Below are 14,910 nucleotides of genomic sequence, written 5' to 3' on the forward strand. Positions count from 1 at the left end.
TCCTACCTCGGAATGTTTTATATATCCAGGAATCCCACTGCAACAGCGATCGGAAGATCAAATGGAACGCGCAGCGTTCTCTGAACCCTCCGTGCTCCATAACTCACTCAATATGAAATGGCAGGAGCCCTGATGATGATTCGAAAAATATTGTATCTCCGCAATTTTGCCAGCAAGGTGAACGGGGACTCATACAATTTACAGGAAGTCGGTTTGGGCAAAGCACTCGTTCGAAAAGGCTATGATTGCGACATTGTTTACTACAACGATCGTAAGGAAACCCATCTGGAACAGGTCTACCGTCACGAAGGATGCACCTTGCGTATTATCTGGCTCCACGGGTTTAAGTTCCTAAGCAACAGCATCTACAGAGATGTTCTCAAAGATTCTTTTCTGGATGCTTATAGTCTGGTCATTACTACAGAATACAACCAGATCATGACCTATCTGCTTTCCCGCAAATGTCCTGATAAGCTGGCGTTGTATCACGGCCCATACCGAGATAACACGCACGCGCTGATCCGCAAACTGTACGATATTATGCTGCTGCCGAAGGTAGCAAAATCTCTACGCCGTACCTATGTCAAATCCGATCTTGCCAAGCGCTATTTGGAGAATAAAGGTTTTGACAACGTGGTTACGATTGGAGTCGGATTGGATCGCAGTAAAGTAGAGAGAGCATCCGACAGTGACACCAGTAATAAAAGTGACAACATAAGCGGAGAGCGTGAGGAAAACCGTGAGGTCGCGAATGAGCTACGTCGAATCGGAGATCGTCCGGTGCTTTTGTATGTTGGTGTACTGGAGGAACGGAGAAATATACGTTTTATGCTGAGTACGTTCAAAAGGGTACTCCAAAAGCATCCTAGCTGTCTTTTGTTAATGGTCGGGGATGGACGGAAGACGGACACAGACCGCTATTGGACATATGCTCATGAACTGGGAATAACGGACAGTATTATACATTTTTCAAGAGTGGAGCAACGTCATCTGTGGCAAGTTTACGGAGCGGCGGATGTGATGCTGTTTCCGACCCAATACGATATTTTTGGTATGGTGCTGCTGGAAAGCATGCTGTTTCGCGTTCCGATTATCTCTTCGGTAAACGGGGGCTCGGTTACCTTGATTGAGGACGGAGTGAGCGGAGTGATGCTGAGAAGCTTTTCAGAAGAGGAATGGTCTGGTCGAATAGACGATTTGCTGGATAATGCTGAGCTGAGACGAAGTATGGCGGAGAAGGCCTTCCTTACGGTCGAGCGTATGTCGTGGGATCGCATTGCGGATGAAATCGTAAGCCATCAAGGGATCAAGCCCAGAAGTTCGAACCACGCTATGCAATCAACGCAGGAAAGAGGGGCAACCACGTGAGCCAACAGGTCAGCAGACAGATGAGCCCTCCTGTGAGCAAGGTGCTGATCATCCATAACTTTTATCAGCAAAGCGGGGGAGAAGACAAGGTTGTCGAGCAAGAATCAGCTATGCTGCGTTCCAGAGGAATAGAGACAGAGCATTACTATGTGCACAACGACAGCATTCAAAGCAGAGGGCTAGCGAACATGGCAAAGCTGGCGGTAGAGGCGGCATGGTCTCTGCCGGAATTCAAAAGAATCAAGAAGCTGCTTTTACAGGTGAAGCCAGATGTGGTACATGTGCATAATTTTTTTCCGGTTATATCCCCTTCGGTCTATCATGCTTGTGAACGGCTGGGGATTCCGGTTGTCCAGACACTGCATAATTACAGGCTGATTTGTCCGGCGGCAACCTTTATGCGAGGGAATAAGGTTTGTGAAAAATGTCTGCACGGCACGCTGCTGCATTCCATCCGTCATGGATGCTATCGAGGTTCACAGCTTCAGACGATTCCGGTAGCGGCGATGATTAAGTTCAACGATCTGATCGGCACATGGCAGCACAAGGTAAGTCGCTATATCGCGCTGACAGAGTTTGCACGGGACAAATTTGCCGAAAGCGGTATTCCACTGGATCGTATCGCGGTAAAGCCAAATTTTGTCCATCATAAAACAGTGAAAACCCAATATGACCCGAATGATCGTTATTTATTGTTCGTGGGACGGATTTCAGCTGAAAAAGGGGTTCGCAATCTGCTGCAAGCTTGGTCACAGTTGGAAGATCGGGGGGGATTGAGACTGGTCATCATTGGAGATGGTCCGGAAAAGGCTGAATTGACCGCTGCTTATCCACAGGAAGATGTTCGGTTTCTCGGTAAGCAGGATGGAGACACGGTACTGGATTGCATGAGCCGGGCCATGTATGTCATGGTGCCTTCCATTTGGTATGAAGGATTTCCCATGACCATTGTAGAGTCTTTTTCTGTTGGAACTCCGGTATTATGCAGCCGGCTCGGCGCACTGGAGGAAGTCGTGGAGGACGGGGTGACGGGTTTCCATTTTCAACATGATGATTTGGAAAATATAAAGACCGTGATTCGCTGTGCAGTAGCCTATGAAAACTATGCAGTTATGAGACAGAAGGTGTCGGAAAACTACGCTGCACGCTATACGGAAGAAGTGAATGTGAAGCAGCTGATGGCGATATATAGCGAGGCGATGGAGGAGCATGATTATGAAGCAGCTGCCCCAATATAGAGTCGGAAGGATTGCGGATGCAGATATTGCAGCACTTACGTTTCAGGAGACGGTACACATGCTGGAACAATGGGCAGTCGAACGAAAGGACGGCTATGTTTGTATTTGCAACACGCATTCCATTGTCACAGCCGGGAATCATTCCGAGTTCCACGAAGCGCTCACTCAAGCAGATCTGTGTACTCCGGACGGTATGCCGTTGGTATGGGCGCTCAAGCTGTACGGATTTGAGCATCAGGATCGGGTAGATGGTCCCAGTCTGATGCTCAAGTTGTGCGAACGTGCGCCACAGACGAAGGTGAGTATGTATTTTTACGGCAGTACGCCGGATACGCTGGATAGCTTAAAAGAAAGAGTAAGACAGGATTACCCCGGGATCCGCATCGCGGGCAGCTTTTCACCGCCATTTCGTGAGCTTCACCCAGATGAGGAGGAGCGGATCATTGATGAAATCAATGCGTCCGGGGCGCATATCATATTCGTCAGCTTAGGCTGCCCGAAGCAGGAAATATGGATGCATCGAAACAAAGACCGCATCCGTGGCGTGATGATTGGAGTAGGGGCGGCCTTTGACTATATCACTGGAAAGGTTCGCAGACCGCCGCTAGCGGTACAAAAGCTGGGGCTGGAGTGGCTGTATCGTCTGATCTGCGAACCGAAGCGATTATGGAAGAGGTATGCCTACAACAATCCGATATATGTATACCGTTTTCTAAAATCTTATCGGCAAAACAAACGGCTTACGCTTTATCAAAATCGGCTTGCAGGAAGAGATATAGAGAAGTGAAGTCGGTAATAGCAGGATGCAATGAGACAGCATGTAAAAGGGGGAGTTGCTTTGAAGCTATGTGTAATAGGTGCGGGGTATGTGGGGCTGGTGTCGGGGGTCTGTTTTGCCGCACTCGGGAATACCGTCGTCTGTGTAGATCAGAATGAGGACAAAATTCTTCAGCTGCGTGCAGGTGGGGTGCCGATTTATGAACCGGGATTAAAGGCTCTAATTAAAGATAATGTAGAACAAGGCCGACTAAGCTTTACAACAGATACGGCAGCTTCGGTAGAGGCGGCTGAAATTGTTATTTTGGCGGTCGGCACGCCTTCACTGCCGGGCGGGGAAGCGAACCTGTCCTATATTGAAGAAGCAGCCTGCGAGGTGGCAGACGCCATGAATGGCTACAAAGTCATTGTCACCAAAAGCACGGTGCCTGTCGGAACGAACGAACGCATTCAAAATTGGATTGCGAGCCGCACAAACTATTCTTTTGGTGTGGCTTCGGTTCCTGAATTTTTGCGCGAAGGTTCAGCAGTCCTAGACACCTTACAGCCAGATCGAATCATCATCGGGGCTTCCGATCCGCATGTGTCCGCAGTGCTCACTACACTGCACGAGCCGTTGACGACAAATATCGTAACCACAGATATCCGTTCGGCGGAGATGATCAAGTATGCGTCGAATGCTTTTTTGGCGACCAAAATTTCGTTTATTAATGAGATTGCAAATATTTGCGAAAAGGTGGGCGCAGACGTTACACGTGTGGCACACGGTATGGGGCTGGATCAGCGGATCGGCTCCTCCTTTTTGTCAGCAGGTATCGGCTATGGGGGTTCCTGTTTCCCAAAGGATACACAAGCTCTAATCCAAATTGCAGGCAACGTGGACTATGAATTCAAGCTGCTGAAATCTGTGGTGGAAGTGAATCAGGGTCAACGCTTTAACGTGATTCGTAAGCTGAAAGAGGCGCTGGGTGATCTGGAAGGAGCAACGATTGGTATATGGGGACTGGCCTTTAAACCGAATACAGATGACGTAAGAGATGCCCCGGCGCTGGATATTATGCAGTCGCTGCTGGAGGCAGGGGCGCAAATCCGTGCATATGACCCGATCGCTACCGCTAACTTCCGCAGACTGCTGGACAGCTCGGAAGTAACGTGGGCAGATAGCGCACGGGAAGCAGCAGAGGGATGCGACGCACTGTGTCTATTGACGGAATGGGAGGAGTTTGGTGAAATCGGGCTGGGTGAGCTGAATGAGCTTATGAAGTATCCTATTATGATCGATGGACGCAATGTGTATAGCGAGGAGCAAATCAGACAATCCGTCTTTGCATACTATTCTGTCGGTAGGCCACAGATGAACAATCTGGATGTAGATCGTCATCAGTCTGTAGTAAATCCGTAAAGGGGAGGCTGCATATGAAACGGTGGCTGAAGATAACATTGGGGGCTGCGGCGTTATTGGTCATAGGGGCTACTGCCTACACCGCTTATGTGTATCATTCTTTTAAAACAGCGGCGAATGCGATGTATCATCCGCGCAGCATCGTGCAGCCTGGGGCGGTTTCTACCCTTGCAACGGGCGGAGCAGGGCGATCCGTAGATACAGACTCTGGATCAATTACACCCAATCCGGCAGCCATCTCCCAGTTCAAGCCGTTCACCGTGCTGGTGCTGGGCGTAGATCGGCGGTCTCACGATCCAGGACGATCGGATACGATGATCGTCTTGTCTGTTAACCCTGCCGAAGGCTCTATGTTGATGTTCAACATTCCGCGCGATACGCGAACAGAGTTGATCGGTAGGGGGCGTGAGGACAAAATCAATCACGCTTTTGCTTTTGGGGGCGTGGATATGTCGATCCGTACGGTAGAACATTTTTTGAACTATCCGATAGATTACTATGTACAGATGAACATGGAAGGGTTTGCGAAAATGGTGGACCTTGTGGGGGGAGTCGAGGTTCATAATCCACTTGATTTTCAATATGAGGGTCATCATTTTGCACAGGGTAATTTGAACTTGAGCGGGGCTGAGGCGTTGGCCTACGCCCGTATGCGTTTCGATGATCCACGTGGGGATCTCGGAAGAAATGCTCGCCAGCGGGAGCTACTCAAGCAAATTCTTGCCCAGTCCATCAGCAAGGAAGGGCTGTTGAGGGTAAAACCGATACTGGAGGCAGCGGGGGAGCAGATTCGCACAGACATTACCTTTGACGATATGACCACCTTCCTGACCCGGATCGGTCCGTCCCTCAAGCAGACGGATACCGTTGAACTGAAGGGACATGGGCGTAAAATCAACGGGGTGTATTATTACATGGTGGATGAACAGGAACGCCAGCGTATCCATGGAGTGCTGGAGAAGCATATGCTTACCACTACCATATCGCCTTAGGTAAGCCTTATGTAGGCGGGTGCCCTGTTGGGAGGTCACCCGTTATTTTCTTCTAAAGTCTTCTAAAAAAGGCTTGTCCCACATACATCTGTAGAGAATTCGGTATAGTCCAACAGAGGGAGGGGCAGTGTGTGCTGTTTAGAAGAAGAGCGGCTTCGGCGTTCGTTCGTAAGCTATTATATTTTGCCATCATAGGTGGATTGTTATGGCTGCTGTGGCTGGGTCTGCGTGGGGTGATGTCTACAGGCGAGGGCGATCAAGCGGTAGAAGCACTGAACGAGTTCTACACGATGGAGCAATCGGGAAATTTCGGAGGTTCATGGGAGCTTTTTCATTCGCAAATAAAAAAGAAATTCGAGAAATCTACGTATGTACAGCAGCGTGCGCACGTTTTTATGCAGGATATGGGGACGGATACGTTCACGTTTGAACTGGGGGAGCCGCAGACTGAATATGACATTCGTACGGATCAGAATGGAGAAGAGTTAGGGAAAGTTTACCGTATTACGGTCACTCAGCATTACAAGACCCGATTCGGTAATTTTGATATCGTACAGCCTTGTTATGTGACGCAGGAAGATGAGAAATGGCGGGTGCTTTGGATATACAAGGACAAGGAATAGAGGTTGCGAGGTGTTTCTAAAAGGTTAAATATGGTACAATACTTCCAAAACCGGAAATGTACAGTAAATGGATAACAGCTTCACTCCGGATGGAAGGAGTTTCATAGCATGCAGCAAGCGACAGGACAGGTTCCCGTCATACGTATGGAGGGTGTGAGTAAAATCATTTCCTCCAAAGCGATCGTGGATGATCTGACGCTGGAGGTTCCGGCGGGGCAGGTATTTGGTTTCCTTGGACCCAATGGTGCGGGAAAAACGACAACCATCCGTATGATGGTTGGCCTGATTTCGATCAGCAAGGGCGATATTCATATTTGTGGAGACAGCATTAATACTGATTTTGAAAAGGCCGTTTCCCATGTCGGAGCGATTGTTGAGAACCCGGAGATGTACAAGTTTTTGACAGGCTATCAAAATTTGCAGCATTTTGCGCGAATGTCTCCTGGGGTGACCCAAGAACGCGTGGATGAAGCGATTCGTTTGGTGGGACTCGGAAACCGGATTCACGATAAAGTAAAAACCTATTCGCTCGGGATGCGACAGCGACTTGGAGTAGCTCAGGCGATTTTGCATCGACCGAAGCTGCTTGTGCTGGACGAGCCGACCAATGGTTTGGACCCGCAGGGTATTCGTGAACTGCGGGATTATTTACGTCAATTGACCCGTACGGAGGGAATTACCGTATTCGTATCAAGTCATTTGTTGTCCGAGATGGAGCTGATGTGCGACCGTGTAGCCATTATTCAGAGCGGACGGCTGGTTGATATCAAGCAACTGAAGAACACAGGGGAGGAAGTGCAGACGGCGGAAATTGCTTTTGAGGTAAATGATGCCGAACAAGCCTATGCGCTTGCTGGAGCAGGACGCGTTGAAGGTAATCAACTGCTGCTTCACCTGGAGCGGGAACAGATTGCAGAGATGAACAGCCTGCTGGCTGCAAACGGAATTAAAGTATATGCGATTCGCCCGGTTGCCCGTACGCTGGAAGATCAATTTTTGGAAGTGACGGGAGGCGGGTTTATTGGGTGATTTCTTCAAACTGGTACATAACGAAAATCTGAAAATTTACCTGCGTGTGCGCACATGGATTATGCTGGGATTGCTGGCGGTCATCACTGCTGCGATTCCGATGCTGATCTCCCTGGTTTCCGATCAGGTCAGTGTGTGGGATGGGATTGCGTTGACGACGTTGTTTACGTTTTTCCTCAATACGACGTTTACGGTCATTGTAGCTGCTGATTCGGTGGCTGGTGAATTTACTTGGGGAACGATTAAGCTGCTGCTCATCCGACCTTGGACTCGCAGCAAAATATTGTTGTCCAAGTATATATCCGTGATTTTGTTCAGTTTGCTCGGAACGATCATTTTGATCTTGATGGTTACGCTGTCCTCATGGCTGATGTTATCCAAGGATGCACCAGCGGGTTCTGTTCCGCTGTTCAGTGATCCGATATCTTACGTAACGTTGAACTTCTTGTATAGCTATATTGCCTTGTTCGTGACGATGGCCTTTGCTTTTATGCTGTCCGCTGTTTTCCGTTCCAGTGCCTTGGCGATTGGGCTGTCGCTGTTCATGATGTTCACCAAAACAATCTATAACTCTATTGGCTTGTTCAGCACAGATCGTTTTGAATGGACCAAATATGTACTATTTACGCATATGGATCTGAAAAAATATCTAGATATGCCGCCGGGTACGGTAAGTTCCAGTCTAACCTTTTCGCTCACCGTGCTGGCCGCTTATTATGTAATTTTTATCGCCATTGCCTGGGTGGTTTTCGTAAAACGGGATGTTTCAACCTAAATCGCAGTGTCTTAGAGTTACACAAAGGACGTTCAAATGCTCAGCATTTGGACGTCCTTTTGTTATTTCAGGATTTTTCAAAATTCTCTTTAACACTGTTTATCCAGTATCTATGTCATTTTTGTTACATATTCTGCGTGCAGAGGTATATTGTAATCTATTTTCAGCAAGAATCAATCAATAGGGCCATTTTGCGTTTAAAGAGGTAGAGAGAAACAGAACAGAGGGGGCCGCATGGTATGCTGCAAAATAATCGTTTTTTTCGTGTAACTACAGGTATCGTCATGCTATTACTCATCATTTACTTGGGCACCAAAGTAAGCTTTATATTTAGTCCTCTCGTATCTTTGGTCAGCTTGCTGGTGGTACCGTTAATGCTATCTTTTTTCCTCTATTATTTATTGAGGCCGATTGTAGATGTAATGGAACGGAGAAAAATCAAACGATCGATCTCCATCTTGCTGATTTATTTGGTCATTGGAGTGTTATTGTTTGTTTTCTCATGGGGTGTGTGGCCTACACTGCGTGATCAAGTAACCAATTTATTTGAAAATGCGCCGAAGCTCATTAAAAGTCTGGTTGATCAATTGAGCCAATGGCGGCATAATCAATCCTTGAGACAAGTGCTGCCTCCGGGTGAAGACCCGCTGTCACAACTGTCAGATACGTTGAACGAAGCTTTTTCGACGCTATCTGATTATTCGGTAAAGCTGGTATCGTTCGTGTCCTACTTTTTTATCGTATTGGCTACCTTTCCCATATTGCTCTATTACATGCTGAAGGAAGGGAGCAAGTTTGGCCCTAAAATGCTAAACTTCTTTCCTAAAAAATATCACAAGGACGCATTGGAGGTTATGGAAGATATCGATAGTGCACTCAGCAGCTTTATCGTAAGTCGGGTGCTGATCAATGTCGCGTTGGGTGTGATGATGTTCCTTGGATTTTTAATTATTGGTTTGCCTTATGCCTTGCTGCTCGCCGTTATTTCGATTTTTCTTAATTTTATTCCCTATGTGGGGGCAGTGGCTGCTTCTATACCCGTGGTTATTATTGGATTTCTCGAATCACCTTCGATGGCGCTCTGGTCGCTGGTCGTGGTGATTGCTGCACAGCAAATTCAGGATAATTGGCTGTCACCTATAGTTTTTGGCAAGCAACTGGATATTCATCCGTTGACTGTCGTTATTTTACTGTTAGTTGGTGGTGACCTGCTCGGGATTCTGGGCATCATTTTGGTGATTCCATTGTATATGTGCGGAAAAATCGTCATACGCAAGGTATACCAATTATTTTTGGAACGCAGAGTGGAGGATATTATGGAATGAATGGAGAATGCACTGGATTTAAAGGAGTATATCCTGATTTTACCCTGCTTCGGATTGCAGAGTGGCTTGGCTGTCCTCCCTGTCTTTGCTGAAACTAGATTGGGTTTCGTCGTTTGGCTCATCCGTAGAAGCTGACAACTCTACATCCTTTGTTCGGTTCATTTGACTTGTGCCGTCCAGTACACCGCCTTCAGAGATGACCAATGCAGCGGTCGCGGTATTTCCGTACAGCTCACCTGTCGGCGTAATGGTTAGTCGTCCTTCTGTAGTAATGCTGCCGAACACCTTACCGGCAAGGATGACGTCTTGTGCGAAGATGTCCGAACGTACAACAGCAGATTCTCCAATGACGACAGTACGAGTGCTACGGATATCGCCCTGAAAATGACCGTCAATCCGAATATTGGCCTCTGCTTCAACTGTACCTTCAAAGCTGGTGCCATTAGCGAGCAGTGTATCCATAGCTGGGGTGGAGAGCTTTTTTTTGGATTCCTTAAACATGATGGTTTTCCCCCAATCTTTTATTGTGAAAATTTTGCAAAATCCTCATTGTACATACAGTAATGGATCGACAGGTTGGTTATGCTTGACGATCTGAAAATGAAGATGAGGTCCTGTGCTTCTCCCGGTACTTCCCAGCAGACCGATGGTCTGTCCTTTGTGGACACGATCTCCTGGAGCCACCTGCATGCCGCTCAGGTGCATATACCAGCTCTGGAGTCCGTCAGGATGCTGGATGATGATGCACTTGCCGCGGGCTCCACTAGAAGCAGCCTCCAAGACGGTGCCTGCTCCTGCTGCATAGACAGGATCACCGGTTTGTCCGGCAATGTCCACGCCTGAATGAAAGGCAGATCTACCCGTAAAAGGGTCGCTGCGATAGCCGAAGCTGGAGGTCATTCGCCGTGAACCTACAGGCCAAACGGAGGGTTTCCCTTGCACGGCAAGAGCCAGCCTACGAGTCTGGAGTAACTGTGCGGCTTGTTTGCGCTCCAGATTTTGCTGGACGGCATTTGCTTGCTGAATAGAGCGGGGAACCGTACGCTCCACCGTGTCCAACAGAGATTCGATCTCCTGAAAATCATCCATTGCCTGGCGAGTTAGGAAGGCAGTATTTTCATGTACTGCGATCAGCTCACCCCCAATATGGCCGGAAGCATCCCAGGAGAGCGGAGTCATGGTCTTTTTATGGTTACTTGTGGCAGATGAGTTTCCGTGTTTACGAATGAATTGTTGCATTTGCTGTTCCAGCTCCGTTACGCGCTGAAGGCGTTCACGAATATGGGTGGCTTGATTTGTCAGCTCCATGACTTCCTGCCGTAGTCGCCCAATGGCTGCATCCTTGTCCGCTACCGTGACCTCCATCTGCAAACTCTGGACAGCAAGATTCGTTTCCATTTGGGAAATAATATGGGAAGAACGGATTTGCAGCCCGATCACGAGCGTAGAGATAGACGCGATCACAAGAGTCGGGACGAGAATGACAGCGGCTGTAGAGCATTGTAGCTGCTTGGGCGGTTGCTGTGCATCCCGAATAACAAGCAGGGTCATCCGGCGATTTAGGCTTCCTTTTTTCATAATCGCTCCTTTCCGGACATCGCTCCTATAGTGCTTGGTTACTATCTATTCAGCTTAAGAGGCAAACATGTCAAAAAAATTGGAGCTTAGTATAAAACGTAGATGAGGATTTTGCAAAATCCTGAGATATATAAGGAGGCTTAGACATGCTGTGGTTGCTGTTGGTTTTAATTGTTTTTATTTTTCAGACCGGGACGATCCTGCTCTTTGAATTTCGCAAGCCGTCCAAAGCGGTAGCCTGGCTTTTTATTTTGTTTTGCTTCCCGCTCATTGGCTTTGTCGTGTACTACTTTGTTGCACAGGATTATCAGAAGCGTAAAGTGGTTCGAAAAGGGGGATCGCAGCTGTTTCGTGAATTCCGCGAGCGTCTATGGGCGCAATCCAAGGTCATTGAACATGTGGAGCAAATGCATAATCCTCATTTCAAACATCAGGAGCGCCTGTTTAACCAGTTAATTCGTATGTCGGAAAACCCGTTGACTGGATGTAACCGCACACGTGTGCTGACGAACGGTGAAGAAGCCTTCGAGGCCATGCTGGCAGCGATGGAACATGCGCAACATCATATCCATGTGGAGTTTTACATATTTCGGGCCGACGAAATCGGAAGAAAGTTTCAAGAGGTCATGATCCGCAAGGCACGTGAGGGAGTAAAAGTACGATTCGTTGTAGACGGTGTGGGGAGCTACAATTTACCCTATTCCTTTATTCGCACCTGTAGTGAGGCGGGAGTGGAATTTCATTATTTTCTACCTCCGTTTTTCGCCACACTGGACCGCCGGATTAACTATCGCAATCACAGGAAAATCGTGGTGGTAGATGGCATGGTTGGATTTGTAGGAGGGATTAATGTAGGCGACGATTATCTCGGAAAATACCCCAAAGTAGGATTTTGGAGGGATACGCATTTGCAGATTGAAGGAGATAGCGTCTATTTTCTACAAAATGCGTTTCTTAGTGACTGGAAGCTGGCCTCAGGGGAGAGACTGATGGATGTGAATTTATTTCCTCCACATACCTGTACCGGGGATGAGGAAGTACAGATTTTGAGCAGCGGTCCCGATCAGGTATGGGATACGATTCAGGAAATGTGCTTTGGGGCGCTCACAGTTGCCAAAAAGCGGATTTGGATTACGACGCCGTATTTTATTCCCGATCCGGGCATTTATGAGGCGCTCAAGCTGGCGGCAGTCAGTGGCGTAGATGTGAAAATTATTATTCCCTATCAGTCCGATTCGAAGTTAGTTCATTTGGCGTCTCTGTCCTATGTACAAGAACTGCTGGAGGCAGGGGTGGAGTTCTACCAATATCGAAAAGGATTTATTCATGCCAAAGTGGTGATTGTCGATGATTTACTCGGCTCGGTCGGGACCGCCAATATGGACATGCGCAGCTTTTTCTATAATTTTGAGTTGACCGCTGTAGTTTTTGCTAATTCAGCGCTGGAACGGCTTTCGGCAGATTTTGTAGAGGACATTTCCAACTCCTCACGCATAGATTTAAACGTGTTCCGCAGACGGCCTAGATCTCAGAAAATAGCTGAAATTCTAACTCGCATGCTCTCTCCACTCCTTTAAAGGCGATTTTCGTCGTTTTTATCGCTATAATCCCGCTTTATTGTGATTTATGTGCTCTTTGCTAACTTTTTTGCGCGAAATCACAGTTTTGTGATATACTATTTATATAAATAGCGCGGTAATGAATAGGGGACTGCGGATAGCAGCCCCTTTTTTGTCCAATATATCATACTGTAACGGGGGGATTTATATATGAGTGTAGTGAGCAAGGAAGTCCAAAGTTTATCTGAGATTACAGATGTGACCGGAGAGTTGACCAAGATCAGCAAAATTCCAGCTAATCCAAAGAACAAAGTAAAACGCCTGTTTCAGCGTGCAGCCATGATTGTAGTTGGTGCAGCTCTGATGGCAGTGGGATTGGAAATATTTCTAGTTCCTAACGGCGTTATTGACGGAGGCGTTACAGGTATTTCCATCATGGCCTCCAAGATTACTGGCTATCCGCTCGGTATTTTCCTGACCCTGTTGAACCTTCCATTTTTACTTATCGGCTACAAACAAATTGGTAAAACCTTCGCTTTATCCACATTATTCGGTATCGTCGTAATGTCCATTGGAACCGCGTTACTTCACAATGTAAGTGCGTTGACTCCTGGCGAACCGCTGCTCGGCGCTATTTTTGGGGGCGTCATTCTCGGTGTTGGGGTGGGTCTTGTGATTCGGTCTGGCGGTTCGCTGGATGGAACAGAGATCGTAGCTATTCTCGTCAGTGAAAAAACTCCTTTTTCGGTCGGTGAGATCGTGCTGTTCGTTAACATATTCATTCTGGGAAGTGCAGGTTTTGTGTTCGGTTGGCCAAATGCCCTGTATTCCATGATTGCTTATTATATCGCCATGAAAATGATTGATATTACGATTGAAGGTCTGGATCAGTCCAAATCGGTCTGGATTATTAGTGACAAATACCGTGATATCGGGGATGCCCTGACGGATCGTCTTGGACGGGGCGTAACTTATCTGGAAGGTGAAGGTGGCTTTACAGGCGAAAGCAAGAAAGTGATTTTCGTCGTCATCACCCGACTGGAGGAAGCGAAGCTGAAGAGCATCGTTGAAGATTGGGACCCGCACGCTTTCGTTGCGATCGGTAACATTCACGATGTGAAGGGCGGACGCTTTAAGAAAAAAGGAATACACTAGCGCAAGGGGACAATTCCTCAGCCTAATGGCTGTGGGGTTCGTCCCCTTTTTTATTCTTCCAAGCATGGATCAGGTTCGGTGTGCCTTGGTGCGCATATGCTTGAGGACATCTTCTACAGGTTGGGGAGGAACCTTGTCGATCAAGTCGCCTACCTGATTTAGTCGTTCCTCAATATTCAGCAAATGGTAGTCAAGTGGTGATACATCTTGCCGTACCTCTTCCCATGTTAGCGGAGTGGAGACCGTAGCGCCGGGGCGTGCCCGCGGGGTATAAGGAGCGGCCAGAGTTTTCCCCTGATAATGCTGCAAATAATCAAAATAGATGGCTGTTCCACGATCCTTCTTTAACCTTTCGAGTGTGAACAGATGCGGGTGCTTTTCTGTCACAAACTGTCCGACTAATAGCCCGATGCTGCGAAGTTCGTCGAAGGTTATGCCTGTACGGATCGGAACGATAATTTGTACACCTGTGGCCCCGGATGTTTTGGGGACGGAGTCCAAACCAAGCGAAGCCAGTACTTCACCGACAATAGAGGCTGCCTCCATAATACGTGGCTCCACCTCTCTGGATGGATCAAGGTCAATCATCCATTCACAGGGCAGCTTGTTTCCCGCTTCGTGCAGAGAGGGGTGGAATTCCAACGCAGCTTGATTACCAAGCCAGAGGAGTTGTGGCAATTTGCCGAGCACGATATATTCAATGCCATCATGCAGGGCGGTTTCAATATAGTCCGGCCGAGGACGTGGGGCATTTTTCTGATAAAAAAAATCACCGTGAATCCCATGTGGCCAGCGGATGACGGTCAGCAGACGATGATGACAATATTTGAGCAGGAAGGGAGCCAGTACCGCGAGCTTGCGAAGATACAGCGCCTTAGTCACGCCTGCTTCAGGCCACAGCGGTTTATCCGGGTTGGTGATAGGAATTTCCTGACCTTCAATGGTAATAGTACCTTTAACAGCTTGTCCCATTGTGCTATCCTCCTTTGGCTAATATGCAGCAAAATCTTTATTTACAGGCTGATTGTTAAGCTTTTAGATCTACATAGGGTTTAACATGAACGTGAAGTGCTGAATTTATCCATCAAA

At 47.7% G+C, this 14,910-nt stretch carries 14 protein-coding genes; 11 read left to right on the forward strand and 3 right to left on the reverse strand.

Annotation, left to right across the window (positions count from 1 at the left end):
- Positions 1 to 135 precede the first annotated feature (135 nt).
- From MLD56_RS06285 to MLD56_RS06325, 9 genes are all read left to right on the forward strand, one after another.
- Positions 136 to 1,368 carry a glycosyltransferase family 4 protein gene (locus MLD56_RS06285; protein WP_029516212.1) on the forward strand — a complete coding sequence of 411 codons (1,233 nt, stop codon included), beginning with the start codon at positions 136 to 138 and terminating at the stop codon, positions 1,366 to 1,368.
- Positions 1,365 to 2,606, forward strand: coding sequence for a glycosyltransferase family 4 protein (locus MLD56_RS06290; RefSeq protein WP_029516213.1), 1,242 nt, complete (start codon positions 1,365 to 1,367; stop codon positions 2,604 to 2,606). The genes MLD56_RS06285 and MLD56_RS06290 overlap by 4 nt, the downstream gene beginning before the upstream one ends.
- Positions 2,584 to 3,393, forward strand: a complete 810-nt coding sequence (locus tag MLD56_RS06295; RefSeq protein ID WP_029516214.1) for a WecB/TagA/CpsF family glycosyltransferase — start codon at positions 2,584 to 2,586, stop codon at positions 3,391 to 3,393. Before MLD56_RS06290 ends, MLD56_RS06295 begins: the two co-directional genes overlap by 23 nt.
- Positions 3,394 to 3,444: 51 nt before the next feature.
- Positions 3,445 to 4,785 carry a UDP-glucose dehydrogenase family protein gene (locus MLD56_RS06300; protein WP_029516215.1) on the forward strand — a complete coding sequence of 447 codons (1,341 nt, stop codon included), beginning with the start codon at positions 3,445 to 3,447 and terminating at the stop codon, positions 4,783 to 4,785.
- A 14-nt stretch (positions 4,786 to 4,799) separates the two neighbouring features.
- A complete protein-coding gene (locus MLD56_RS06305; protein ID WP_029516216.1) occupies positions 4,800 to 5,777 on the forward strand; it encodes an LCP family glycopolymer transferase in 978 nt (325 codons plus the stop codon).
- Positions 5,778 to 5,908: 131 nt separating this feature from the next.
- On the forward strand, positions 5,909 to 6,400 hold the full coding sequence (locus MLD56_RS06310) for a hypothetical protein (protein ID WP_029516217.1): 492 nt from the start codon (positions 5,909 to 5,911) through the stop codon (positions 6,398 to 6,400).
- Positions 6,401 to 6,508: 108 nt separating this feature from the next.
- On the forward strand, positions 6,509 to 7,429 hold the full coding sequence (locus tag MLD56_RS06315) for an ABC transporter ATP-binding protein (RefSeq protein ID WP_029516218.1): 921 nt from the start codon (positions 6,509 to 6,511) through the stop codon (positions 7,427 to 7,429).
- Positions 7,422 to 8,204, forward strand: coding sequence for an ABC transporter permease (locus MLD56_RS06320; protein WP_029516219.1), 783 nt, complete (start codon positions 7,422 to 7,424; stop codon positions 8,202 to 8,204). The genes MLD56_RS06315 and MLD56_RS06320 overlap by 8 nt, the downstream gene beginning before the upstream one ends.
- A gap of 239 nt (positions 8,205 to 8,443) precedes the next feature.
- Positions 8,444 to 9,529: an AI-2E family transporter gene (locus MLD56_RS06325; RefSeq protein WP_029516220.1), complete on the forward strand. Its 1,086-nt coding sequence runs from the start codon at positions 8,444 to 8,446 to the stop codon at positions 9,527 to 9,529.
- 39 nt (positions 9,530 to 9,568) lie between these two features.
- On the opposite strand, the gene MLD56_RS06330 is transcribed toward MLD56_RS06325, so the two are convergent.
- On the reverse strand, positions 9,569 to 10,030 hold the full coding sequence (locus MLD56_RS06330; protein ID WP_029516221.1) for a bactofilin family protein: 462 nt from the start codon (positions 10,028 to 10,030) through the stop codon (positions 9,569 to 9,571).
- A gap of 45 nt (positions 10,031 to 10,075) precedes the next feature.
- On the reverse strand, positions 10,076 to 11,107 hold the full coding sequence (locus MLD56_RS06335; RefSeq protein ID WP_029516222.1) for a M23 family metallopeptidase: 1,032 nt from the start codon (positions 11,105 to 11,107) through the stop codon (positions 10,076 to 10,078).
- Between the two features lie 146 nt (positions 11,108 to 11,253).
- On the opposite strand from MLD56_RS06335, the gene cls reads away from it, so the two are divergent.
- The gene (gene cls / locus MLD56_RS06340) at positions 11,254 to 12,684 is read left to right on the forward strand and encodes a cardiolipin synthase (protein ID WP_029516223.1); all 1,431 of its coding nucleotides are present in this window, start codon (positions 11,254 to 11,256) and stop codon (positions 12,682 to 12,684) included.
- A gap of 192 nt (positions 12,685 to 12,876) precedes the next feature.
- A complete protein-coding gene (locus MLD56_RS06345; protein WP_029516224.1) occupies positions 12,877 to 13,821 on the forward strand; it encodes a YitT family protein in 945 nt (314 codons plus the stop codon).
- Between the two features lie 69 nt (positions 13,822 to 13,890).
- On the opposite strand, the gene ligD is transcribed toward MLD56_RS06345, so the two are convergent.
- A complete protein-coding gene (ligD, locus tag MLD56_RS06350) occupies positions 13,891 to 14,793 on the reverse strand; it encodes a non-homologous end-joining DNA ligase (protein WP_029516225.1) in 903 nt (300 codons plus the stop codon).
- Between the last annotated feature and the right edge of the window lie 117 nt (positions 14,794 to 14,910).

The sequence above is a fragment of the Paenibacillus peoriae genome (assembly GCF_022531965.1).
In the GTDB taxonomy this organism is placed as follows: domain Bacteria; phylum Bacillota; class Bacilli; order Paenibacillales; family Paenibacillaceae; genus Paenibacillus; species Paenibacillus polymyxa_D.

Excerpts from the sequence above, each read along its gene's own strand:
- MLD56_RS06335 (WP_029516222.1), bottom strand. The coding sequence starts at position 11,107 with ATGAAAAAAGGAAGCCTAAATCGCCGGATGACCCTGCTTGTTATTCGG.
- MLD56_RS06345 (WP_029516224.1), top strand. The coding sequence starts at position 12,877 with ATGAGTGTAGTGAGCAAGGAAGTCCAAAGTTTATCTGAGATTACAGAT.
- MLD56_RS06305 (WP_029516216.1), top strand. The coding sequence starts at position 4,800 with ATGAAACGGTGGCTGAAGATAACATTGGGGGCTGCGGCGTTATTGGTC.
- cls (WP_029516223.1), top strand. The coding sequence starts at position 11,254 with ATGCTGTGGTTGCTGTTGGTTTTAATTGTTTTTATTTTTCAGACCGGG.
- MLD56_RS06330 (WP_029516221.1), bottom strand. The coding sequence starts at position 10,030 with ATGTTTAAGGAATCCAAAAAAAAGCTCTCCACCCCAGCTATGGATACA.
- MLD56_RS06295 (WP_029516214.1), top strand. The coding sequence starts at position 2,584 with ATGAAGCAGCTGCCCCAATATAGAGTCGGAAGGATTGCGGATGCAGAT.
- ligD (WP_029516225.1), bottom strand. The coding sequence starts at position 14,793 with ATGGGACAAGCTGTTAAAGGTACTATTACCATTGAAGGTCAGGAAATT.
- MLD56_RS06285 (WP_029516212.1), top strand. The coding sequence starts at position 136 with ATGATTCGAAAAATATTGTATCTCCGCAATTTTGCCAGCAAGGTGAAC.
- MLD56_RS06325 (WP_029516220.1), top strand. The coding sequence starts at position 8,444 with ATGCTGCAAAATAATCGTTTTTTTCGTGTAACTACAGGTATCGTCATG.
- MLD56_RS06315 (WP_029516218.1), top strand. The coding sequence starts at position 6,509 with ATGCAGCAAGCGACAGGACAGGTTCCCGTCATACGTATGGAGGGTGTG.